The sequence below is a fragment of the Actinomycetospora sp. NBRC 106378 genome (assembly GCF_030269685.1).
In the GTDB taxonomy this organism is placed as follows: Bacteria; Actinomycetota; Actinomycetes; order Mycobacteriales; family Pseudonocardiaceae; genus Actinomycetospora.
The window spans coordinates 127,798-150,101 of the sequence record NZ_BSTT01000004.1; the positions used below are offsets into that span (position 1 = coordinate 127,798).

The 22,304-nt window shown below is 74.8% G+C and carries 24 protein-coding genes; 12 read left to right on the forward strand and 12 right to left on the reverse strand.

The window, feature by feature from the left end; all coding sequences use genetic code 11:
* Window positions 1–13 precede the first annotated feature (13 nt).
* A complete protein-coding gene (locus tag QSK00_RS12065) occupies window positions 14–1,561 on the forward strand; it encodes an alpha/beta fold hydrolase (protein ID WP_502872038.1) in 1,548 nt (515 codons plus the stop codon).
* Window positions 1,562–1,598: 37 nt separating this feature from the next.
* Here the strand turns inward: QSK00_RS12065 and QSK00_RS12070 are convergent, their stop codons facing one another.
* The 3 genes from QSK00_RS12070 to QSK00_RS12080 all read right to left on the reverse strand — a co-directional run bounded on the left by QSK00_RS12070 (window position 1,599) and on the right by QSK00_RS12080 (window position 3,554).
* Window positions 1,599–1,910 carry a hypothetical protein gene (locus QSK00_RS12070; protein WP_285590896.1) on the reverse strand — a complete coding sequence of 104 codons (312 nt, stop codon included), beginning with the start codon at window positions 1,908–1,910 and terminating at the stop codon, window positions 1,599–1,601.
* Between the two features lie 422 nt (window positions 1,911–2,332).
* Window positions 2,333–3,190: a formyltetrahydrofolate deformylase gene (gene purU / locus QSK00_RS12075; RefSeq protein WP_285590898.1), complete on the reverse strand. Its 858-nt coding sequence runs from the start codon at window positions 3,188–3,190 to the stop codon at window positions 2,333–2,335.
* Window positions 3,191–3,203: 13 nt separating this feature from the next.
* Complete coding sequence (locus QSK00_RS12080) at window positions 3,204–3,554, reverse strand: hypothetical protein (RefSeq protein ID WP_285590901.1); 351 nt, start codon at window positions 3,552–3,554, stop codon at window positions 3,204–3,206.
* A 375-nt stretch (window positions 3,555–3,929) separates the two neighbouring features.
* On the opposite strand from QSK00_RS12080, the gene QSK00_RS12085 reads away from it, so the two are divergent.
* Window positions 3,930–4,175 (forward strand): hypothetical protein, encoded by a 246-nt coding sequence (locus QSK00_RS12085; protein WP_285590903.1) that lies wholly within the window; start codon window positions 3,930–3,932, stop codon window positions 4,173–4,175.
* A 58-nt stretch (window positions 4,176–4,233) separates the two neighbouring features.
* On the opposite strand, the gene QSK00_RS12090 is transcribed toward QSK00_RS12085, so the two are convergent.
* On the reverse strand, window positions 4,234–4,407 hold the full coding sequence (locus QSK00_RS12090; protein WP_285590905.1) for a CsbD family protein: 174 nt from the start codon (window positions 4,405–4,407) through the stop codon (window positions 4,234–4,236).
* An 18-nt stretch (window positions 4,408–4,425) separates the two neighbouring features.
* The gene (locus QSK00_RS12095) at window positions 4,426–5,382 is read right to left on the reverse strand and encodes a DUF3048 domain-containing protein (protein WP_285590907.1); all 957 of its coding nucleotides are present in this window, start codon (window positions 5,380–5,382) and stop codon (window positions 4,426–4,428) included.
* A gap of 46 nt (window positions 5,383–5,428) precedes the next feature.
* Between QSK00_RS12095 and QSK00_RS12100 the strand changes: the two genes are divergently transcribed.
* From QSK00_RS12100 to QSK00_RS12125, 6 genes are all read left to right on the forward strand, one after another.
* Window positions 5,429–6,139 carry a DUF1707 SHOCT-like domain-containing protein gene (locus tag QSK00_RS12100; protein WP_285590908.1) on the forward strand — a complete coding sequence of 237 codons (711 nt, stop codon included), beginning with the start codon at window positions 5,429–5,431 and terminating at the stop codon, window positions 6,137–6,139.
* A 54-nt stretch (window positions 6,140–6,193) separates the two neighbouring features.
* Window positions 6,194–8,002 carry a protein kinase domain-containing protein gene (locus QSK00_RS12105; RefSeq protein WP_285590910.1) on the forward strand — a complete coding sequence of 603 codons (1,809 nt, stop codon included), beginning with the start codon at window positions 6,194–6,196 and terminating at the stop codon, window positions 8,000–8,002.
* A 136-nt stretch (window positions 8,003–8,138) separates the two neighbouring features.
* Window positions 8,139–8,528: a hypothetical protein gene (locus tag QSK00_RS12110; protein WP_285590912.1), complete on the forward strand. Its 390-nt coding sequence runs from the start codon at window positions 8,139–8,141 to the stop codon at window positions 8,526–8,528.
* A gap of 69 nt (window positions 8,529–8,597) precedes the next feature.
* Window positions 8,598–8,921: a putative quinol monooxygenase gene (locus QSK00_RS12115; RefSeq protein ID WP_285590914.1), complete on the forward strand. Its 324-nt coding sequence runs from the start codon at window positions 8,598–8,600 to the stop codon at window positions 8,919–8,921.
* Window positions 8,918–9,925: an acetamidase/formamidase family protein gene (locus QSK00_RS12120; RefSeq protein ID WP_285590916.1), complete on the forward strand. Its 1,008-nt coding sequence runs from the start codon at window positions 8,918–8,920 to the stop codon at window positions 9,923–9,925. Before QSK00_RS12115 ends, QSK00_RS12120 begins: the two co-directional genes overlap by 4 nt.
* 9 nt (window positions 9,926–9,934) lie before the next feature.
* The gene (locus tag QSK00_RS12125) at window positions 9,935–10,693 is read left to right on the forward strand and encodes an SDR family NAD(P)-dependent oxidoreductase (protein WP_285590918.1); all 759 of its coding nucleotides are present in this window, start codon (window positions 9,935–9,937) and stop codon (window positions 10,691–10,693) included.
* Here the strand turns inward: QSK00_RS12125 and QSK00_RS12130 are convergent.
* Window positions 10,690–11,199, reverse strand: coding sequence for a hypothetical protein (locus tag QSK00_RS12130; RefSeq protein ID WP_285590919.1), 510 nt, complete (start codon window positions 11,197–11,199; stop codon window positions 10,690–10,692). The genes QSK00_RS12125 and QSK00_RS12130 overlap by 4 nt on opposite strands.
* Window positions 11,200–11,529: 330 nt before the next feature.
* Between QSK00_RS12130 and QSK00_RS12135 the strand changes: the two genes are divergently transcribed.
* The gene (locus QSK00_RS12135; RefSeq protein WP_285590920.1) at window positions 11,530–15,084 is read left to right on the forward strand and encodes a transglycosylase domain-containing protein; all 3,555 of its coding nucleotides are present in this window, start codon (window positions 11,530–11,532) and stop codon (window positions 15,082–15,084) included.
* Here the strand turns inward: QSK00_RS12135 and QSK00_RS12140 are convergent, their stop codons facing one another.
* Genes QSK00_RS12140 through mobA form a run of 5 tightly spaced genes read right to left on the reverse strand, consistent with a single transcriptional unit; the run spans window position 15,085 to window position 18,662 of the window.
* Window positions 15,085–15,504: a cupin domain-containing protein gene (locus QSK00_RS12140; protein WP_285590923.1), complete on the reverse strand. Its 420-nt coding sequence runs from the start codon at window positions 15,502–15,504 to the stop codon at window positions 15,085–15,087.
* The gene (locus QSK00_RS12145; protein ID WP_285590927.1) at window positions 15,501–15,926 is read right to left on the reverse strand and encodes a PPOX class F420-dependent oxidoreductase; all 426 of its coding nucleotides are present in this window, start codon (window positions 15,924–15,926) and stop codon (window positions 15,501–15,503) included. Before QSK00_RS12145 ends, QSK00_RS12140 begins: the two co-directional genes overlap by 4 nt.
* A 51-nt stretch (window positions 15,927–15,977) precedes the next feature.
* On the reverse strand, window positions 15,978–16,436 hold the full coding sequence (locus QSK00_RS12150; RefSeq protein WP_285590928.1) for a hypothetical protein: 459 nt from the start codon (window positions 16,434–16,436) through the stop codon (window positions 15,978–15,980).
* Window positions 16,433–17,980 carry a chloride channel protein gene (locus QSK00_RS12155; RefSeq protein ID WP_285590929.1) on the reverse strand — a complete coding sequence of 516 codons (1,548 nt, stop codon included), beginning with the start codon at window positions 17,978–17,980 and terminating at the stop codon, window positions 16,433–16,435. The genes QSK00_RS12150 and QSK00_RS12155 overlap by 4 nt, the downstream gene beginning before the upstream one ends.
* Before the next feature lie 28 nt (window positions 17,981–18,008).
* Entirely contained in the window at window positions 18,009–18,662 is a 654-nt protein-coding gene (gene mobA, locus QSK00_RS12160; RefSeq protein ID WP_285590930.1) for a molybdenum cofactor guanylyltransferase, read from the reverse strand.
* An 88-nt stretch (window positions 18,663–18,750) separates the two neighbouring features.
* Here mobA and QSK00_RS12165 point away from each other — a divergent pair, with 88 nt between their 5' ends.
* Window positions 18,751–18,969: a hypothetical protein gene (locus QSK00_RS12165; protein ID WP_285590931.1), complete on the forward strand. Its 219-nt coding sequence runs from the start codon at window positions 18,751–18,753 to the stop codon at window positions 18,967–18,969.
* Here QSK00_RS12165 and QSK00_RS12170 read toward each other — a convergent pair.
* Entirely contained in the window at window positions 18,966–19,907 is a 942-nt protein-coding gene (locus QSK00_RS12170) for an AEC family transporter (RefSeq protein WP_285590934.1), read from the reverse strand. The two genes, QSK00_RS12165 and QSK00_RS12170, sit on opposite strands and share 4 nt — an antisense overlap.
* A 100-nt stretch (window positions 19,908–20,007) precedes the next feature.
* Between QSK00_RS12170 and QSK00_RS12175 the strand changes: the two genes are divergently transcribed.
* Together QSK00_RS12175 and QSK00_RS12180 are read left to right on the forward strand one after the other, a co-directional pair.
* Window positions 20,008–21,705: a formate--tetrahydrofolate ligase gene (locus QSK00_RS12175; protein WP_285590936.1), complete on the forward strand. Its 1,698-nt coding sequence runs from the start codon at window positions 20,008–20,010 to the stop codon at window positions 21,703–21,705.
* Window positions 21,706–22,278: a cyclodeaminase/cyclohydrolase family protein gene (locus tag QSK00_RS12180; protein ID WP_285590938.1), complete on the forward strand. Its 573-nt coding sequence runs from the start codon at window positions 21,706–21,708 to the stop codon at window positions 22,276–22,278.
* The last annotated feature ends 26 nt before the right edge of the window (window positions 22,279–22,304 follow it).

Here is a 22,304-nt window from a genome sequence, read left to right on the forward strand (position 1 = left end):
CCTGCTCCTCGCCGTGGTCGGGGCCCTGACCGCCGTGCCGGCCCAGGCCGCGCCCGCGCCGGGCTACCAGCCGCCCCCCGTGACGTTCGGTCCGTGCACCTCGACGACCCTGGTCGCGGCCGGCGCGCAGTGCGGGTTCGTCACCGTGCCCCTGGACTACGCGAACCCGGGCGGGCGGAAGATCAGGATCGCGATCTCGCGGATCACCCACAAGACCCCGCAGTCCCAGGGGATCATGCTGGTGAACCCGGGTGGCCCCGGCGGCTCCGGGCTCGGCCTCTCCCGGCTGCAGTCCCGCGTCCCGAACGGCGCCGGGAACGCCTACGACTGGATCGGCTTCGACCCGCGCGGCGTGGGCGCGAGCGAGCCGTCGCTGTCGTGCGACAAGACCTACGCCGGCTACAACCGCCCGTACTACGTGGCCACCGAGGACCCGCGCGCCGAGGCCGCGTGGCTCGCCAAGTCCGCCCGGTACACGGCGGCCTGCGCCGTCGCCGGGCGCGACCTGCTCGGGCACCTGCGGACGACGGACACCGTCGAGGACATGGAGTCGATCCGGAAGGCGCTCGGCGAGCAGCAGATCAACTTCTACGGGTTCTCCTACGGCACCTACCTCGGCACCACCTACGCGACGCTGCACCCGCAGCAGACCCGCCGCATGGTGCTCGACGGTGTCGTCGACCCGTCGCGCGTCTGGGAGCAGGGCAACTACGACCAGGACGTGGCGTTCGAGCGCTCCATCGGCGTGTTCTTCGGCTGGGTGGCGAAGTACGACTCCGTCTACCACCTGGGCACCACCGCACAGGCCGTGCGGGCGAAGTACGACGAGCAGTACCAGAAGCTCCGGACCCAGCCGGCCGGCGGCCTGATCGGCTCGTCGGAGTGGAACGACATCTTCCTGCAGGCCGGCTACTACGTGTACGGCTGGGAGGACATCGCCTCCGCCTTCTCGGCGTGGGTGAACCAGAACAACCCGGCGGGCCTGCTCGCGCTCTACCCGGCGCCCACCGACGACAACGGGTACGCGATCTACCTCGGCGTGCAGTGCTCCGACGCCCCGTGGTCGCGCTACCCGCAGTTCCGGGCGCGCAACGCCGCGCTGTACCCGAAGGCGCCGTTCGAGACCTGGGCCAACGCGTGGTTCAACGCGCCCTGCACCTACTGGCCGGTGCCCGCCGGGCGTCCGACCGCGGTCAACGGGGCGGCGGCCCCGCCGATCCTGCTGGTCTCCGAGACCCTGGACGCGGCGACGCCGTACTCCGGCGCGCTGGCCGTGCGGCAGTCGTTCCCGAGGTCGGCCCTCGTCGAGGGCACCGGCGGGACGACGCACGCCGGCACGTTGCAGGGACAGGCCCCGTGCGAGGACCAGATCGTGGCGCGCTACCTGAGCGACGGCACCCTCCCGGCCCGCAAGGCCGACGGCGGTTCCGACGCGCAGTGCGCCCCGACGCCGCAGCCGGTCCCGACGGCGGTGAACCTGCCCGCGCCGACGGCCGCGAGCGCCAAGGCGGCGGCCAGCGCCGTCACCGCGGTGGCGCCGCAGCGCTGGCTCGGGAACTGACCCCGGTCGTTCGGGGCCGGCCGCTCGGGCCGGTCCCTCAGACGAAGCGGACGGCGAAGCCCACGGGGCGGAGGTCGGCGGAGACGAACACGTCGAAGCGCGTGTAGCCCTCGGCCTCCGGCTCCGCGGCCGAGCTCCAGGAGAAGCTGAGTTCGGCCTCGCCGTCCCGCGGGACGGCGATCGTGTCGAGGTGGAAGCCGCGCCGATCCAGGCGCAGGTACAGCGACATCAGGTCCAGGGCCTTCCCGACGACGGCCTCGCGCTCGGCGACGACCCGTGCGGCCAGCTCCTCGCGGCCGGGGTGGATCTCGACCTCGAGCCCGTCGTCGTACCGCTGGATCCGGCTCACCCCACCGAGGATGCCACCGGGAGCGACCCACCCCGGAGGGGTCGCTCGTGGCGGGACGCGACCGCACCGGTGACACGATCGGGTGACTCCGGCTCACACCCGGCGTGCCGGCCGCGATGAGGGGGAACACGCCCCGTCCGGTTGAGGAGACCACCATGGCCGTGCCGACCCCGAGGACCCCGAGCGGTGTCCCGGCCCTCGCCCTGCTGCTCGTGCTCCTGGTGATCGTCCTCGCGATGTGGATCGCCTGGACCGCCTGACGAACCGATCGCGCGCTCCGGCGGCCGGAACGGCCTGGACGGCCTGAAGATCCGATCGAGCGGAGCGAAGCGGTCGCTCAGCGAGCACTTCGCTCCGCAGAACGAGATCTTGGGCCCTGTCCGCCCCCGAGACGCGACCGGCGGCCCAGGAGCAGCGCCCGGCTAGAACACGACCGTCGTCGCACCGTCGCGCATCACGCGGTCCTCGCAGTGCCACCGCACCGCGCGGGAGAGCACCGAGCGTTCGACGTCGGCGCCGAGGCGGGTGAGGTCGGCCGCGGTGTGCCGGTGGTTCACGCGCACGACGTCCTGCTCGATGATCGGGCCCTGGTCGAGCTCCTCGGTGACGTAGTGCGCGGTCGCCCCGACGAGCTTCACCCCCCGCTCCTTGGCCTGGCGGTAGGGCACGGCGCCGACGAAGGCCGGCAGGAACGAATGGTGGATGTTGATCATCGGGGCGCCGACCGCCGTGAGCAGGGAGGCGGACACGATCTGCATGTAGCGGGCCAGGACGACCAGGTCGACGCCCGCCAGCAGCTCGGCCTGCCGGGCCTCGGCCTCCGGCTTGGTCTCCGGTGTCACCGGGACGTGCACGAAGGGCACCCCGAACGACTCGACGGCGGCCGCCAGGTCGGGGTGGTTGGAGATGACCACGTCGACGGTGACGTCGAGGTCGCCGCGCTGGGTGCGCCAGAGCAGGTCGAGCAGGCAGTGGTCGATCCGCGACACGAGGATGCCGAGGCGCTTGGGTACGGCGGTGTCGGTGACCGTGAAGTCCATCCCGAAGTGGCGGGCGACGTCGGAGTCGAAGGCGGCGCGCAGCCGGCCGAGGTCGCCCGACGGGAGCGCGAACTCCGTGCGCTGGAAGTACGTGCCGTCGTAGGTGGCGGTGGTGTGCTGGTCCAGCGACAGGATGTTGGCGCCCGAGGCGGACAGGAACGACGAGACGGCGGCGACGATCCCGAACCGGTCCGGGCAGCGCACGAGCAGGCGGCCGACGGTGTCGGCGGGGCGTGACACGCGAGCAGGGTAGTCAGGCGTGCCGCGACATCGCGCGGGCGTCGAGCTGGGTCGGCACCACGGCCCGGGGCATCCGGCGTCGGGAGGTCGGCAGGGGGATCAGGGCGTCGTTGCGACGGCGCACGATCGCGGTGGCGAGCTCACGGGACCGGGCCTCGACCTCGTCGTCGGCGCCCTCGGAGAGGGCGGCCGCGGCGTTCCCGACCTGCAGGGCCACCCGGGCGAGCTCGTCGAGGAGGTCGGCCGTCCAGTCGAACCGGTCGACACCCGCCGGGCACTCGGACCCCCGTTCGGCGACCGCGCTCAGCGCCACGTGGGCCCGGTGCACGAGGTCCCGGAGGTGACGGCGTTCGTCGTCGTCCACGAGACCAGCCTCCCCGATACGCCGTTCGTCCTCCCGGCCCACGGAGAATGCCCGACCGCACGGGATTCACACGTTCTCCGGCAACCGGCCGGCATCAGATCGATGAACGGCGGGTGACGACGTCCGTCCGGGCGACCGGTCCGGGGGACGGCGACGCGAACGGGTGACGGCCGACCGGGCATCGGCCCCGGAACGTGAGGAAGCCCGGTCGGCGGGGGGACACCGACCGGGCTTATGTCGATCACGGGGGGCATGATCGACGAAGCTGAGGCTCCTCTGCGTGCACCCGCCCGTCAAGGAGTTCGCACCTTCTGTGCGGTGTGACTCACCGGTAGCCACGCTGTGCGACGATGTCCGTCGCCGGAGGGAGGCACGATGCGCATCCGACTGCAGGACGGCCCGTGCGCGGGGGACCACGACGTGCGGGTGATCGACTCCGCGCCGCCGCCCGAGGAGTACCTGGTGCTCGTGGAGAAGGGCCCACGGACGCCGACCGACGGCGTCAACGGCGGCACGATCCCCGGCGTGAACGTCTTCGCGGTCCACCGCCTCGCCCGCCGCGACCCGGACGGCACCCCCGTCTACGGCTTCGCCGGCGAGCGGTTCTCCCGCGGTTACTGAACCGTCCCGACCGTCCCGACGACGGGTCCGCCGCACGGACCCGTCGTCGGGAAGGTGATCAGGACTTGAAGGCGTCCTTGATCTTCTCGCCGGCCTGCTTGATGCTGCCCTTGGTCTGGTCGGCCTTGCCCTCGGCCTGCAGGTCCTTGTCGTCCTGGACCTTCCCGACGGTCTCCTTCGCCTTGCCCTTGAGCTCGTCGGCCTTGTTGTCGATCTTGTCACCGGTAGCCATACCCCGGAGTACCCGATCTCAGGCCGCCACCAACAGGACCCAGACCGGTCCCGGGGCGAAGGTGAGCGGCGCGCCGTCGGCGCCGGTGAAGGTGGTCGGGTCGGCCGGCGAGGCCCGGGACCAGGTGCCGGTGAACCGGGTGCCGTCGCGCAGGACGTCGACCGCGCCCGAGCCGACGGTCACGGCGGTGGGGGAGGGCGAGCCGGCGACGTCGCGGATCGCCGAGGTCCGCACCGCCACACGCTGCACGACGATCGTCGCGGGACGCACGTCGGTCGGCGAGCCTCCGACCGTGAGGTCCCAACGGCCGCCGTCGGCACGGGCGAGCACCTCGGTCCGCCCGACCCGCTCGACGACGTCGGCCGCCGGGGTCCCGCCCCCGCCCGCCGGGCCGAAGCGGAACCCGACGTCACGCGGGCCCGCCGCGTCCGGGGCGGCGGCGAGGAGCGCGGCGGGGTCCCCGAGCAGGTTGTGCGGAGCGGGCCGGTCCCCCGCGCGGCGGTAGGCCCGGGGGACCCGTTCCGCGGACACCCCGTCGATGTCGGCGGCCGCGACGGCGGCGTCGAGTTCGGGGGCGTTCCCGGAGTAGGCCAGGGCCGGGCGGCCGTAGGCGGCCAGCAGGTCGAGGTCGGACTCCCGCAGGCTGCGCACGGCGCCGACGGTCGGGGGCAGGTGCGAGGCGAAGACGGCGAGCAACCGGGTCAGCCCGGCCTCCACCGGTTCGACGTAGACGACGTCCGCGTCGCCCACCCCGATCCAGGGCCGACCCTCCGGCGCGTTGTCGACCTTGACGGCGAGCACCGCCCGCCCCGGGTCGCCGGGCTCGCCCGTCAGCGGGGAGCCCGCGGCGGACGTGGTGCGGGTGCCGCCGGCCGGCGTGTCGTGCCCGCCCAGCACGACGAACCCGAGGACGGCGGCGACCAGGAGGGCGAGCAGCACGCCCAGCGCCCGGGTCCGCCGGTTCCCCTCCGCCACGCCGACCATCCTCGCCCGTGGAGCGGTCCGACCTATGATCGAGGGCATGGCGCGCCGCGCAGCGCAGGAACCCGATCCGGTCGACCCACCGCGGGAACGCGCCTCCGACTCCGAGCGCGAGGACGTCGCCGCGATGCTCGCGCGGGCGATGGTGGCCGGGCGGCTGACGCCCGTCGAGTACTCCGACCGGGCCGCGATCGCGCAGGCGGCGCGCTACCGCGACCAGCTCGACGGCCTGCTCTCGGACCTGCCCGGCTTCGTGCTGCACTCCTCGCACGGGAGCGATGTCCTCGAACTGGAGGCCGGGCTCGGCGGGTCGATCGACCGCCGCGGCCTGTGGAAGGTGCCCCCGACGGTGCGGGTGCACAGCTGGGTCGGCCGGGTGCTGCTCGACCTGTCCGAGGCGGAGTGCGCCACCGCGGTGGTCGCGGTCGAGCTGGCCACGGGCATGTGCACGCCGACGATCGTGGTGCCCGAGGGCGCCACCGTCGACGTGGACGACCTGCGGATCTCCGCGGGGTCGGTGCGCGACGACACGGTGCACCGCCGCGAGCGCGGGGACCTGCACGTCAGCGTGCGCGGACGGCACTCCTTCGGCGACGTCGTCCTGCGCCATCCGGTGCGCGGCCGGTGGGAGCGGCTGCGGTCGCTGCCGGCCGAGGCGCCGCGCTCGGTGGCGCGCCGGGTGACGCAGCGGGTCGCGGGGAGCCGACCCGCCCGCCCCGACGCACGCCGATCCGACGGCACGTCCGGGTAACGTCGAGCCCCGCGCGAACGGCCCAGGACGCCCAGCACACCGAGGAGGGACCCCGTGACGCTCGAGCCCGGCGCCGGCCTCCGGCTCCTCGCCCCGCTGGTCGTCGGCGTCCTGGTCGCCCTGTGCGCCTCGCCGCTCTACCGGGCCCTCGTCGCCCGCCGCCGGCAGGCCCTCCTGGTCGACCGCGTGGTCACCGGACGGGTCGCCCGGGTGACCGGGCCGGAACGGCGCCGCGCCGTGCGCCACCTGCACCGCCAGGCCGGCGACCCGGTGCCGGTCGTCCTCGGCCTCGCCGGGCTGGCCGGCGTGATCACCGTGGTGGGGGCGGTGCTCACCGCCCGCCTGACCTCCGGCGGCAACGCCGACCGCCGCGAGCTCATCGACCGCTTCGTGGCGACCCTCGACGACGCCGGGCTCCCGACGCCGGGCTCGGGTTCGACCGTCCTCGTGGTCGCCACGGTGGTCTCGGTGCTCCTCGCGCTGGCGGTCGCCACCCTGCACGTCGCCGCGCTGGACGTCGAGCGCCGCCGGGCGATGCCGGTGACCCGGCCCTGGCCGCTGTCCCGGCGTCGGACGACGTGGCTGTTCGCCGCGCTCGTCTTCGGGCTGCTGCTGCTCATCGGCCTCGACAACGGGGCCCTCGCCGCCGGGCTGTTCCTGCTCGGCCACCAGGCCGTCGTCCGCGCGATGCGGCCGAAGCTGTGCGCCACGCCGCCCGTCCTGCCCGAGGCCCTGCGCGCCGCCCGGCTCCCCGACCCGAAGGAGCGCCGGCTCATCCGGTCGCGGCGCGGCCCGGCGCCGTCCCTCGGCGCGGCCGGCTCGACCGGCGCGCGGCCCGGCACCGCCGCCCGCCCCCCGATCGGTGTCCCCGCGGGGCCGCGCTCGGGCCCGGGCCGGACCCCGCCGCCCGTCGCCGGTCCGCGGTCCACCACCGCGTCGCGCCCGCCGACGTCGGCGACCCGCCTGATCGACCTGGCGCCGCCGGAGCAGCCGCTGACCCCGCACGACCCGCGGACCGTCGGCGAGTACCAGCTCACCGGCCGCCTGGGCTCGGGCGGCATGGGCACGGTGTACCTCGGGCACCGGGCCGGCACCGCGGGCCAGGTCGCGATCAAGGTGCTGGCGCCGCACCTGCTCGACGACGTCGACGCCCGCACCCGCTTCCTGCGCGAGGGCCAGACGCTGCAGAAGGTCACCGGCGACTACACCGCCCGCGTGCTGGGGGTCGGGTTCGACGGCTCGATGCCCTACATCGTCATGGAGCGGCTCGACGGCCCGTCGCTGCACGCGTACGTGTGCGAGAGCGGCGCGGTCCGCGACGCGGAGACGCTGACGCGGATGGCGATCGCCCTCGCCCGCGCGCTCGCCGCGCTGCACAACGACGGCATCACCCACCGCGACCTCAAGCCCGGGAACATCCTGCTGACCTCGGCGGGGCCGAAGGTCGTCGACTTCGGCATCGCCCGGGTCGTCGGCCAGACCCACCACACCCCGGCCGGGAACATGGTCGGCACGCCCGGCTACATGGCTCCCGAGCAGGTCACCGGCAACGGGGCGGGGCCGGCCACCGACGTGTGGGCCTGGGCGTGCTGCGTGGTCTTCGCCGCCCGTGGCGACCACCTCTTCGACGGCGAGAACATCGTCGACATCGCCCGCCGCATCCTCGACGGCCCGCCCTCCGACGCCTTCGCCGGCGTCGGGCGGCTCTCGCCACGCCTGGTGCCCGTGCTGCGCCGGGCCACCGCCCAGGACGCCGCCGACCGCCCACGCGACGGCGCCGCCCTGCTGCGGCTGCTCGACCGCTCCGGGGCCACCGCGACCGTCGGCAGCTTCGCCTGGGACAAGCTCGTGGGGGCCCGGTGAGGTCGCGGCCCCGGTGTGAGCGGTGGCACACGGCCGACACCCGACGTCAGCAGCGGGCCGCGGTCGTCGGGGCCCGCTGAGGCGGACCACCCGCTGCTACGGTTCCGCACGCACCGTCCGAGTCGAGGAGGAGCACGTGGCCAGCTGGGACGACCTGGTGCTCTGGGTGCGGGTCCGGTACGAGGTGATGGCGCAGAAGGCGGACAGCCTCACCTTCCGGTTGCCGACGGGCGAGGACCGCGACCAGCTCGTGTACGTGCGCCACCGCGGCGAGGTCGGCGGCCACGACTGGATGCAGATCGAGTCGCCAATCGCGAAGCTCGACGACATCGACGCCCGGCGGCTCCTCGAGCTGGCCGAGGACGCCGTGGTGGGCGGAGCGGCCGCGGTCGGGGGCATCGCCGTCTTCCGCCACGCCGCGCCGCTCGAGGACCTGACCTTCGCCGAGTTCGAGGGCCCGTTCCGCCTGGTCACCGAGACCGCGGACCGGCTCGAGCAGCAGCTCACGGGCGCCGACCACTTCTGACCGCTGGACCTCGGCGCGCGGACCCAGCAGGATCGGCGCGCACCGTCGTCGCGCCCGAGGGAGCCCGTCGTGATCGTCATCAACATCGTCATGCAGATCCGGCCCGAGAGGACCGACGACTGGTTGGCGCTGGCGGACTCCTACGCGCGGAACGTGAACGCCGAGGAGGGCTGCCTGTACTTCATGTTCAGCCGCAGCCTCACCGACGAGAACACCTACATCTGCATCGAGGGCTTCCGGGATGCCGACGCCGGCTCCACGCACACCTCGCAGCCCTACGTGAAGGAGTTCTTCGAGCAGATGCCCGACCTCGTCTCGGCCCAGCCGCAGATCCTCTACATCGACACCCCGCACGACGGGTTCGGTCCCATGGGCGAGATCCAGCCGCGGTGACCGAGCTCGAGTTCACCCCGACCCCCGAGCAGTACGCCTGGACCTTCGGCGGCGTGGCCCCGGTCCGCGAGGTCGACCCCGGCACCGTGATGCGGCTGTGGTGCGACGACGCCTTCGGCGGCCGCATCCGCGCGGTCACCGACCTCGCGAGCGCGGTGCTCGACCCCCGGTTCCTCAACCCGCAGACCGGGCCGTTCCTCGTCCGGGGCGCCGAGCTCGGCGACACGCTGGTGCTGCACCTGGTGGACCTCACGCCCGCGCGCGACTGGGGCGCGTCCACCCTCGTGCCCTTCTTCGGTGGCCTCACCGGCACCGACCGCACCGCGCTGCTCGACGACCCGCTGCCCGAGCTGACCTGGATCTACGAGCTGGACCGGGCGCGGAACACGGTCACCTTCGTCGCGCGGCGCAGCGAGTTCTCCGTCGACCTGCCGGTCGCGCCCATGCTCGGGACGGTCGGCGTGGCGCCCGCGGCCCGCGAGGTCCGGTCGTCGCTGACCCCGGACGCGTTCGGCGGCAACATGGACACGCCGGAGATGCGCGCGGGGGTCACCTGCTACCTGCCGGTGAACGAGCCGGGCGCGCTGTTCTCCGTGGGCGACGGGCACTACCGCCAGGGCGAGGGCGAGTCGTGCGGCACCGCCGTCGAGGGCGCGATGAACGTGACGCTCATCGTCGACCTGATCAAGGCCGACGTCGCGCCCGCGCCGCTCTGGCCGCGGATCGAGAGCGACGACGAGCTGATCACCGTAGGGTCGTCCCGGCCGCTCGAGGACGCGTGGCGGATCGGGCAGAAGGAGATGATCTCCTGGCTCGGGGCGCTGCACGGGTTGGACCGGCTCGACGCCTACGAGCTGCTCACCCAGATCTCGCTGGCCCCGCTGGCCAACGTGGTCGACACCAACTACAGCGCCGTGACGAAGGTGTCGAAGGCGTTCCTGCCCCGCGTCGAGCCGTACGACGGCCTGCACGCGGATCTGCGCGCCCGCGCGGCGCAGCTCTAGGAGGCGGACGTGGACCTGCAGCTGGCCGGCCGGAAGGCCCTGGTCACCGGGGGCAGCAAGGGCATCGGTCGGGCGGTGGTGGAGAGTCTGGCGGGCGAGGGCGCCACGGTCGCGTTCTGCGCACGCGGCACCGAGGGCGTCGAGAAGACCGTCGCCGAGCTGACCGCGCAGGGCCACGACGTCCGCGGGAGCGCCGTCGACGTGGCCGACGGCGACGCGCTGCGCGCCTGGGTCACCGGCAGCGCCGAGGAGCTGGGCGGGATCGACGTCGTCGTGGCCAACGTCTCCGCGCTGGCCATCCCGCCGACCGAGGAGAACTGGGAGGCGTCCTTCCGTACGGACATGCTCGGCACGGTGCGTCTCGTCGAGGCGGCCCTGCCGTCGCTGGAGGCGTCCGGCGTCGGGTCGATCGTCACCATCTCCAGCGTTTCCGGACGCGAGATCGACTTCGCGGCGGGCCCGTACGGCACCTTCAAGGGCGCGATCGTGCACTACACCCAGGGTCTCGCCCACCAGCTCGCGGGCCGGGTCCGGGCGAACTCGGTGTCGCCGGGGAACACCTATTTCGAGGGTGGCGTCTGGGAGTCGATCGAGTCGGGCGACCCGGAGCTCTACGACCGGGCCCTCGGGCTCAACCCGACCGGCCGGATGGCCCGCCCGGAGGAGATCGCGGTGGCGGTCACGTTCCTGGCCAGCCCGGTCGCGTCCTTCGTCACCGGCACCAACCTCGTCGTGGACGGCGCGCTGACGCGGGGCGTTCAGCTCTAGCGGCGGCCCTCGGGCAGGGCCGGCCGCTCGGGGCCGAAGATCAGGCCGACGACGGCGTTCGCCGCGGCGCCGAGCACGGTCACGGCGGCCACGACGCCGCGCGCCGTCCAGTCCACGGCCACCGCCACGCCGCGCCGGGCTGCGATCCCGGCGCGGCGCCACCGGCCGGCCAGGTCCTCCTCCGGCCGGGCGGGCAGGCGCCGCGGCGCCAGGACGAGCTCCGTTCCCGACGACGGGTCGGTGCCGGTCGCGCGGGCGGCCTCCTCCCGCCCGTTCCCGGCACGGAAGGCGAGCCGACGTTGGGGCAGCAGCGGGCCGACGTGCGGGTGGCGCGGCGCGGGGACGTCGGCCGAGAAGAGCGCGGGACCGTCGCCGAACCGGGCGATCGCCGCCGCCTCGCCGGCGACGAGCCCCGGCCGGTCGGCGTCCTCGGGGCCCTCGGCGCCGCCGGCGCCGCTCGACGGACCCGGAGTCGCCCCGCGGGGATCGTCCGGCTCGTCGGTCATGGGCCACCTCTGCGCGTCGGGTCCGGCGGATGGCGGGACGGAGGCCGGATCGGCGACCGGCCGCCCTCCCGCGAGCGGAGGACAGTGTCGCCCATCCGGGGCGCGCCCGAACACCGCTCGCCGCATGTTTCCATCCGGTCACGGAGCGCGCCACGTTCCCCCTGTATCCGTCCCCTCCGGCTGCCGTTGACCCCGACGGGATGGCCTGCGCGGCGGTCCCTGGTGGTGCCGGTGTCCAGCGCAGGGGACCGGGTTCGGACAGTGACCGGATCGTGATCCAATCGAGATCGGCGGGTCGACCCGCCGGCGTGGGACGCGGGAGGTGGAGCAGTGGCGGGAGCGCACTCGCGGGCCTCGCGTCACGAGCGTCCGGCACCGCACGAGGTGCCCCCGCCCCCGGCGCCCGACCTCGATGCGACGGACCGTGACCGCGACTACGGCGAGATCTTCCGGCCGCGCCCCGCGGACGACCCGGCGCCGCCCTCGCCGCCGGTCGGCTTCCCGAACGCGTTGTCCGCGACCTCCTTCCGCACGGCGGCCGCCGTCGACGCGCCGGGGCGGCACGCCGAGCCCGAGCGCCGCACCCACGCCGCCGGCCTGCTGACCGGCTCGCGGTCCTCCCGCGGCGGGTCGACCTCCACGGCCCTGCAGCAGCCGCCCACGGTGCCGCCGCCCCCGGCGCGGCCGCTGCCGGAGCGTCCGGGCGGGCAGGGGCCGGCCCGCCCGGCGGTCCCGTCGACCCCGGCCCGTCGCCCGGTCGGCCACCCCTCCTTCCCCGGCTCGCAGCCCGCACCGACCGGGCTGACCGGGGCGCGCGCGGTGCCCGGCGCGCGCACCGACTCCGGGCCGCAGCCCCGTCCCGTCGTCCCGCCCCCCGCCCGCCCCGGTGGCGCGGCCCGGCCGGCCGGCCCCGCGACGCCGAACCGGCCCGTCACCGGGTCGGCCCCGGTGCGGCCCGGTGCCCCCGTCCCACCGACCGCCCGCGCTGCCACGGCCCCGGCGCCCGCGCCGGCCCGCCCCGCCGGTCCCGGGACGCCTCCCGCGCCCGCCGGACCTGGGGCCGCCGCTCCGGGAGCCCCGGGAGCGCCGGGAGCTCCGGCCCGGCCGGCGGGCCCGCAGCGTCCGGGCGCCGCCGGTCCCGGCCCGGGCACGGCCGTCCCGGCCCGACCGACGGGTTCGCAGCGGCCCGACGCCCCGTCGACCGGCTCCCGGTCCTCGGCGCCCGTCCGGCCCGACGCGTCGGTCGACGACCGGCGAGCACCCTCGGCGCCCGAGGGTCAGGACGGGCCCACGCCCCGCCGTACGCCCGACGGCACGGCCATCGCACCCGCCGTCGGGAAGGACGGCACGGAGAACGGGACGGCCGAGCCGACCCGCGCGGCGTCGGCGACCACCACCGGCACCGCATCCACCACCACCACGTCGACCCGCCGCACCACCACGACGCCGCAGTCGATGCAGACCCGCGCCGAGCGTCGGGCGGCCGGCCGGGACGGGCTCTCCCGGGCCGCCGGGCGCCGGGCGACGGGTGCCAGGGCGGGCTCGAAGGCGGGCCCGAAGGCGGGCCCGAAAGCTCTGCCGGGGCGGACGCGGATCACGCCGTCCGCGGTGCCGAGCCGCGACGACCGTGCCGCCCCGCCGCGCGGGCGGATCGCCGCCGCCGTCGCGACCCTGCTCGCGGCGGTGGCCGCGAAGGTCGTGCACTGGCCGGGCGGGGAGCACCTCGTCCGCGCCGGCCACCGGATCGACGGGTACGTGCAGCGCTACCTCGACGGCAAGGACGGCGAGTCGCTGCCGGTCGCGGCGCGGCTGTGGCGTCGCCGCCGCCGGATGGGCTACGCGATGCTGGCCACGTGCGTCGGCGTCCCGATCCTGACGCTGACCCTCGGCTGGCTGCTGATCCCGGTGCCGAACGCGGACTCGGCGGTCGAGAGCCAGTTGAACACGGTGTCGTTCTCCGACGGCACGGTGCTCGCCCGCGTCGCGCCCGGCGAGCAGGGCAACCGGCAGAAGGTGTCGATCGCGCAGATCCCGCTGCCGGTGCAGCACGCGGTGCTCTCCGCGGAGGACCGCACCTTCTACACGAACTCCGGCTTCGACGTCTCCGGCATCGCGAAGGCCGCCTGGAAGCAGGTCACGGGCGGGCAGGGCGGCGGGTCGACGATCACGCAGCAGTACGTGAAGAACGCGATGGTCGGGTCCGAGCACTCGTACTTCCGCAAGTTCAAGGAACTGATCATCTCGGCGAAGATCACGCAGGAGTACTCGAAGGACCAGGTGCTCGAGGACTACCTCAACAGCATCTACTTCGGCCGCGGCGCGTACGGGATCCAGGCGGCGTCGCAGGCGTACTTCGCCAAGTCGGTCGACCAGCTCACCCCGGCCGAGGGCGCGATGATCGCGGGGCTCATCCAGGCTCCGTCGCAGTGGGACCCCGCGGTGAACCTGCAGGGGTCGCAGCGCCGGTGGGCCTACGTCCTCGACGGCATGGTCTCGCAGGGCTGGCTGTCCGCGGGCGACCGCGCGATCGCGACGTTCCCGATGACGATCCCGCCGCGCAAGGTCGGCAACGGCGTCCCGGACGACGACCGCGGGCACATCTACAACGCGGTCAAGGACGAACTGAAGAGCCTCGGGATCGACGAGGACGCGCTGGTCACCGAGGGCCTGCAGATCCAGACCACGATCGACCCGCAGAAGCAGTCCGACGCGGTCGACGCGGTGCGCGCGGAGATGAAGGGCAAGCCCGGCAACCTGCGGACCGCCGCCGTGTCGGTGGACCCGCGGACCGGCGCGATCCTCGCCTACTACGGCGGGGACAACGGCTCGGGCCTGGACTACGCCCAGGTGCAGAAGCAGGCCGGGTCGACCTTCAAGCCGTTCGTCATGCTCGCCGCCCTGCAGCACGACCCGCCGATCGGGATCAGCACCCAGTTCGACGGACAGTCGGTGCCCGGGAAGACCGTGCGCAACGTCGAGGGCGCGGACTGCAGCAACTGCACGCTCAAGCGGGCGATGACGCTGTCCAACAACGTCGTGTTCACCGCGCTGGGCAACGAGGTCGGCCCGCAGGCCGTCGCGGACGCCGCCCACCAGGCCGGCATCACCGCGAAGCTGGACAACCCGAACTCGGGGCTCGCGCTCGGCAACGCCGAGGTGACGCCGGTGGAGATGGCCGCGGCCTACGCGACGTTCGCCGACGACGGCGTCTACCACAGGCCGCACCTGGTCCAGAAGGTCACCACGGCCAGCGGCGAGGTCCTCTACGACGGCGCCGCCGACCAGGGCGAGCAGCGCATCGACCCGAAGGTCGCGCGCAACGTCACCGAGGCGATGCGGGACGTCCCGACCTACGACGGCGCCCAACTGGCCGGTGGCCGGATCGCGGCCGGCAAGACCGGCACCGTCCAGTCGCACCTGGACAACCAGAACAACGACGCCTGGATGGTCGGCTACACGCCGTCGGTGGTCGCGTCGGTGTGGGTCGGGACCGACGACAACACGCCGATCCAGTACGACGACGGCCGGCCGATCTACGGGCACGGCATCCCGAGCGACATCTGGCAGAACTTCATGAACGGGGCGGTGCAGGGCACGCCGAAGCAGACGTTCGGCGAGTTCGTGCCGGTCGCCGGGACCGACCCGGGGACGACGGCGACCGGCGAGGGACAGCAGGCGACCACCACCACGGCCGCGCCCACGACGGCCAGCCGGGCGCCGGAGACCACCTCCTCGGCGGCCCCGACCCCGAGCGCCGGGCCCGCGCCGGAGCCCGTGCCGGTCGAGCCCGGGACCCCGGCCGAGGGCGCCGCGCCACAGGCGCCCGCCCAGCAGCCGGAGGAGCAGGCGCAGCAGCCGGCCGCGCAGCCCGCCGAGGGCGGCTGATCAGGCGTCGTCGGCGAGCTCCCAGTCGGCGTAGTCGAAGCCCGGGGAGACCACGCACGTCACCAGCACCTCGGCGCCCCCGGTCGGCTCCGCCCGCTGCCAGGAACCGGCCGGGACGAGCGCGGTGAGACCGTCGTCGGGACCGAGCCGGTGCTCCACCCCGCCGGCCGGGGCGTCGGCGATCCACACCGAGAGCGGGCCGCCGCGCTGCCAGAGCCACAGCTCGTCCGAGCGCACCCGGTGCCACCCCGAGCGCTCGCCGGGCGCGAGGACGTAGTGGATCGCCGTCCCGGTCGGGCGCTCGCCGCCGTACCCGGGCGGGCTCACGACGGCGGGTGCGGTCCAGATCGGCCGGAACCAGCCGCCCTCCGGGTGCGGCTCGAGGTCGAACTCCTCCGCGAGGGCCGGCCGGTCGGTCACGCCGTCATGTCCAGCGACGCGAGGACCTTGGTCGGCGTGACGCGCACGACGAGTTCCCCGGGCACCGCGTTGCGCTTCCCGAACTCCTCGGCGCGGTCGGCGCCCATGTAGCGCCCGCCGAGTTCGGTGGCCGTGCGGAGGAGCTCGTCGGGGTCCTCGGAGAGCGTGACCGTGCCCTGCACCTGCACGAACCCGAACGGCGGCTCCTCGAGGTCGACGCAGAGCACGACCCGCGGGTCGCGCGCGAGGGCCTTGCCCTTCGCGGTGTCGCGCCCGGTGTTGAACACCAGGGTGTCGCCCTCGACCAGGAACCAGATCGGCGCGACGAGGGGCCGGCCGTCGCGCGCGGTCCAGCCCAGCTTGCCGGTGCGGGTGCCGTGGGAGAGGAAGTCCCGGACGGCGGGGTCGGTCAGGCTGCTCATGGCGGCGAGCCTAGGGACGCGGGGCGCGGTCCGCCGCGAGCCGGGCCGGCCTCAGCCCGGCGACCCGAGCGCTCGCGCGAGACCGGTGACCGCGGTGCGGGCGGCCACGAGCCCGCCGACGCAGGCGCTCACGTCGACCGTCCCGCCCGGGGCGGTCGCGGGACAGCCGCGGGCGACGTAGGCGTCGCGGGCGGCGCCGACCGCGGTCGCCGCGTTCGTCACCGCGGCGTCGTCGGGCAGGGCGTTCGCCGCCGTGCGCGCCGTCGAGGCGGTCTCCTCCACCCAGCGGCCGCACCGCGGCCACACCGCGCGTGGGTCGGGGTCGGTGTAGCAGGGATCGGCGAGCGCGAGGCGCAGCTTGTTCTCGGCGGCGTCCGGGGACCGGTTCTCGAGACCGGGTGCCCCCGCCGCCGTGGACTGTCCGGCGGGGATGCTCGCCGGGTTGTCGGAGTCCGCACAGCCCGCGAGCACCCCGAGCAGGACCGCCACGAGCACGACCGCGCGCCTCATCGGTCCGCGCCCGGGCGCAGCGACGCGGCGAGGGTGTCGAGGTCGTCGGTCGGACCGGTGAGGAGCACCCGCGCATCGTCCGTCCCGCCGTCCAGCCGCGCGAACGCGGGCGGCGGGGCCCACCGGTCGTCGGGGACGGGAACCCGGACGAGGACCCGCTCCTCGGGCAGGTCGAGCACCTCCCCGGGGCCGAACGGGCGCCACTCGCGGGCGCCGGGCGGGGTCAGCCGGATCCCGCGGCGGGAGAGCTTCATCGTGTAGATCGTCTCGCGGGAGACGAGGCGGGAGAGCGCGGTCGCGAGGGCCACCGCGATCATCAGCGGGACCACGAGCGACCACTCGCCGGTGATCTCGGCGACGATGACGACGGCGGTGATCGGGGCCCGGGTCGCGCCCGCGAGGACGGCGGCCATCCCGACGAGGCCGTAGGCGCCGGCCGGGCCCGCGACGCCCGGTGCGAGGGCCGCGAAGCCGAGTCCGAGCGCGGTGCCGGTCATGGCCCCGAGGAACAGCGAGGGAGCGAAGATGCCGCCGGAGCCGCCGATCGCGAGCGTGAGGCTGGTGGCGAGGAGCTTCCCGACGAGCAGGACGAGCAGGAAGCCGAGCGCGTACCGGCCGGCCACGCCCGCCTGCAGGACGGGGTAGCCGACGCCGTACATCTCGGGCAGGGCGACGAGCAGGAGGCCGACGAGCACGCCGCCGACGGCGGGGCGCAGCCACTCCGGGCCCTTCCACACGGTGTCGGCCAGGTCCTCCAGGCCGTAGAGGACGCGGGTGAACAGCACGCCGACCAGGGCCCCGACGAGGCCGACCACGGCGAACAGGCCGAACTGCGCGAGCGAGTCGACGGAGAACGGCGGGAGCTTCAGGAACGTCGTCGAGCCCTCGAAGGCCCGGGCGACGAGGTTCGCGACCGCCGACGCGGTCACCACCACGACGAACGAGAGCATGGTGAAGTCGAGCAGGATGATCTCGAGGGCGAAGAAGACGCCGGAGATCGGGGCGTTGAAGGTCGCCGAGATGCCCCCGCCCGCGCCGCACGCCACGAGCAGGCGCAGCCGGGAGGTCGGCATCCGCATCCACTGGCCGAGGCTGGAGCCGATGGCCGAGCCGATCTGCACGATCGGGCCCTCGCGCCCGACCGACCCGCCGGTGCCGATGGTCAGCGCGGAGGCGATCGACTTCACGACGGCGACGCGGGGCCGGATGCGTCCGTCGTTCTCGGCGACCGCGAGCATCACCTCGGGGACGCCGTGCCCGCGGGCCTCGCGGGCGTAGCGGTAGACCAGCGGGCCGTAGAGGAGGCCGCCGACCACGGGCGCGGCCACGAGGAACCAGCGGCCGATCTCCGGCCACCACGGCAGCGGCGCCCCGGGCGTCGCGGCGTAGTCGGTGGTCCCGGTGACGAGCCGGGTCACCCCGAAGATGAGCTCGCGGAAGACGACCGCCCCGAGACCGGCCCCGAGACCGACCACGACGGCGGCCACGGCCATGCCGACCACGGACTCGCCCAGGAACCGTTGCCAGCGGGGCGCGGTCGTCATGACGATCAACCTCCCACGTCGGGCGGGGTCACGCCCGGGCGTCGTCCGGTTCCTCCCGCTCCCGGGCGACGGCGGCCGCGTACTCCTCCGGGGTGTCGACGTCGGCGACGGCCCGGAGCCCGGGGTCGGCGGCCCGCACTACGGGGTCGGCGAGGAGGTCGTCGGCGGTGATCTCCCGGACCTCGCTCACCGCGAACAGCTCGGCCGGGCGGCGGGCGCCGGCGGCGAGCAGGCCGGTGGCCCGGGGGCCGAGCGTGGTCCGGTAGGCGGCGGCGAGCGGCTGACGGTGGCCGTGCAGCACGGGGAGGGCGACCTCGGCGTCGCCCAGCGCGGCGAGCACCGCGCCGACGTAGGCCGGGTGCAGCCGCGGCAGGTCGACCGAGCACAGGAAGGCCGTCGCGCGGCCGGCCCCGGCCGCCGCGGTCAGGCCCGTGGCGATGCCCTGCAGCGGCCCGCGCCCCGGCTCGTCGTCGGTGACCGCGAGGACCCCCTCGCCGTCCACCGGCCGGGGGAATCCGGCGGCCCCGACCACGACCACTGGACCGCATCCGGCCCGGCGCGCCACGGCCACGACGTGGTCGAGCAGCGTGCCGTCGGCCCAGCTCAAGAGGGCCTTGTCCCGGCCCATGCGGCTCGATCGCCCCCCGGCGAGGACCACGGCGGCGGCAGTCGTGTCGGACACAGCGCTGATTGTTGCGCGCACATTGCGTCTATCCCGCGGGTGGCGGGGCTTGAGCAGCAGGCCCACCGTGCGACGAAGGAGCAACAGCATGGCCGGCAGGTACGCAGGCGAGCCCGAGGACGCCCGGCGCGGACAGATCGCGGCGACGCCGTCCGACGTCGACGAGGCGCGCGCCGATCGCGAGATGGCCGACGCGGAGCGGGCGGTGGCCCTGGGCACGGCGAACGAGGAGCAGCGCGCGGCGGTGGACCGCATCGCGCACGCCCGCACCCACGAGGAGCGCCGCAGCCTCTGGATGAGCAACTAGAGCGCGAGCGTCAGCACCACCGGCAGCGTCACGATCGACCCGACGGTGGTCAGGACGACGGCGGCGGTGCTCTCGCGGTACCAGGTCCGGTACTGCGCCATGAGGACGAACACCGTCGCCGCGTCCGGCAGCGCACACATCAGCACGAGTACCGCCGCCCACGGGGCGGGCACGGCGAACAGGTGCACCGCGGCCACCGCGAGCGCGGGGAGCACCACGAGTTTCAGGACGACGGCGACGGCGATCCCGCCGAGCTTCCCGCCGCGCAGCGCCGGGACGGCGCCGCGCAGCAGGATCCCGAGGGCGAACAGGCCGCCCGGGGCGGCCATCGCGCCGATCAGCTCGACGGTGGTCGCGGCCGGACGGGGCAGACGCCACCCGCTCGCGGCGACGAGCAGGCCCGCCGCGATCGCGATGACGATCGGGTTCCCCAGCACCCGTCGCGCCACCGTGCGCACCAGCAGCCCGCGCGAGGACCGGTCGCGGTCGACCAGGGTCGCCGCGACGATGAACACCGAGATGGCGAGCGCCGTGTGGATCGTCGAGACCAACGAGGCCGCGAACCCGGCCGTCGGGCCGAGCACGGCGAGCGAGAGCGGGATGCCGAGGTAGCCGACGTTGCCCCAGGCGCCGACCGTGCCCACCGCGTTCGCCTCCCGCAGCGGCATCCGGATCGCCCTGGCCGCGAGGACACCGAGGGCGTAGCCCACCGCGAGCAGGCCGGACGCGACGGCGATCGCCGTCCCGGACACGCCCGTCGACAGGTCGGCCTCGGCCACCGAGTCGAAGATGAGGGCGGGCAGCGCGAGGTAGTAGACGAGGTCGTTGAGGGTCGCGGCGGCGGACTCCGAGAAGCGCTCCCACCGGGCCGCGACCGCCCCCACCGCGATCACGGCGAAGATCGGGGCGATCTGGGTGAGCAGGGTCGTCGGGTCCACGGGACGCCACTCTCTCCGACGATTCAGTGCGCGTGCGCGCAGTAGGCGCGAGGTCACTTCACGTCGACGGCCGGGACGGTCTCTGCTTGTGTGATCCGTCATGAGCATCCCGTCGGACCTCGAGATCGCCCAGAAGGCGACGCTGAAGCCGCTGGACGACGTCGCCGCGGCCATGGACCTGCCCTCCCACCTGCTGGAGATGCACGGCCGCGACGTCGCCAAGATCGAGCTCGACGCGATCGACGTGATGGCGGACCGCCCGACGGCCAAGTACGTCGTGGTGACGGCGATCACCCCGACGCCGCTCGGCGAGGGCAAGACGACGACCACGGTCGGCCTGGGGCAGGCGTTCTCCCACATCGGGCGCCGCGGCGTGATCGCGATCCGCCAGCCCTCGATGGGGCCGACGTTCGGCATCAAGGGCGGCGCCGCCGGCGGTGGCTACTCGCAGGTCGTGCCGATGGAGAAGTTCAACCTCCACCTCACCGGCGACTTCCATGCCGTGACCAGCGCCCACAACATGCTCTCGGCGGTGCTGGACAACCACCTCTACCAGGGCAACGCCGCCGGGCTCGACCCGTACCGCGTCACCTGGCGCCGCGTGCTCGACGTGAACGACCGGGCGCTGCGCAACGTCGTGACCGGGCTCGGTGGGCGGCTGGACGGTGTCCCGCGCGAGTCGGGCTTCGACATCACGTCGGCCTCCGAGGTGATGGCGATCCTCGCGCTGTCGAACTCGCTCGAGGAGATGCGCTCGCGGCTCGGGCGGATCGTCGTCGGCTACACCCCGGACGGGGACGCCGTGACCGCCGAGGACATCCACGGCGCCGGCGCGATGGCCGCGCTGATGCGCGACGCGCTCAAGCCGAACCTCATGCAGACGCTGGAGAACACGCCGGTGCTGGTGCACGCCGGCCCGTTCGGCAACATCGCCCACGGCAACTCCTCGATCGTCGCCGACCGGATCGGCATCCACGCCGGGGACTTCCTCGTCACCGAGGCGGGCTTCGGGGCCGACATGGGGGCCGAGCGCTTCTTCAACATCAAGTGCCGCGCGTCGGGGATGACCCCGGACGCCGCCGTCGTCGTCGCCACCGTGCGGGCGCTCAAGGCCCACAGCGGCAACCACCGCATCGTCGCGGGCAAGGAGCTGCCGGAGGCGCTGCTCGCCGAGAACCCCGACGAGGTCCACGCCGGTGGGGCGAACCTGCGCAAGCAGATCGAGAACATGCGCCTGCACGGCGTCTCCCCGGTGGTGTGCATCAACGCCTTCCCCACCGACCACCCGAGCGAGCACGCCGCGATCCGCGAGATCGCCGAGTCGCTCGGGGCGCGCGTGGCCGTGTCGACGCATTTCGCGGACGGTGGACGCGGGGCGGCCGAGCTCGCCGAGGCGGTCGCGGAGGCGGCCGAGGAACCGTCGGACTTCCAGCTCCTCTACCCCGACGGCGCGTCGCTGCGCGAGAAGATCGAGACGGTGGCGACGAAGGTCTACGGCGCCGACGGCGTCGACTACGCACCGGCCGCGAACACCTCGATCGACCTCTACGAGCGCAACGGGTTCGGCGGCCTGCCGGTCTGCATCGCGAAGACCCACCTGTCGATCTCGTCGGACCCGAAGCTGCTCGGCGCCCCCACCGGGTGGCGGATGCCGGTCCGCGAGGTCCGCGCGTCGGTCGGCGCCGGGTTCGTCTACCCGATCTGCGGCGACATGCGGACGATGCCGGGTCTGGGCAAGCAGCCGGCTGCGCACTCGATCGACGTCAAGCCCGACGGGACGATCGTGGGGCTGTTCTAGGTGGCCGGCGGGAGTCCCCGCCCGCTCGGCGAGGTCCCCGTCGGGAAGCTCGGCGACGCGCTCGCGGCGAAGGGACCCGGCCCGGCCGCCGGGTCCACCGCCGCGATCACCGCGGCGCTGGCCGCGGGGTTGGCGGGCAAGGTCGCGAAGGCGGCCGCGCGGACCGATCCCGCCGCCGTCGACCTGTCCCACGAGCTCGACGGCCTGCGCGGCCGCGCCCTCGTCCTGGCCGACGACGACGTGGCCGCGTTCGCCGGGTTCCTCGCCGCCCGGAGGGCCCCGGGCGGCGACGCCGGGGCGACCGAGGCGATCGTGCAGGTGCCGCTGGACGTGCTGGGGCTCGCGGTCCGGGTCACCGAGATCGCGGCGGCCCTGGCCGAACACGGTCCCGACGCGCTCTCCGGCGACGCCGTGACCGCCGCGCTGCTCGCCGCCGGCGCCGCCGAGGCCGCCTCGGCCCTGGTCGGCATCAACATCGCCGACGGCCCCGACGCGTGGGCGGACCCGCGCGTGGAGGACGCCGAGGAGCGCGCGGGCGAGGCGCGGCGGCTGGCGGAGCGGGCGGCGTTCTAGGTGGGCGGAGCCCTCGTGAGCAGAAG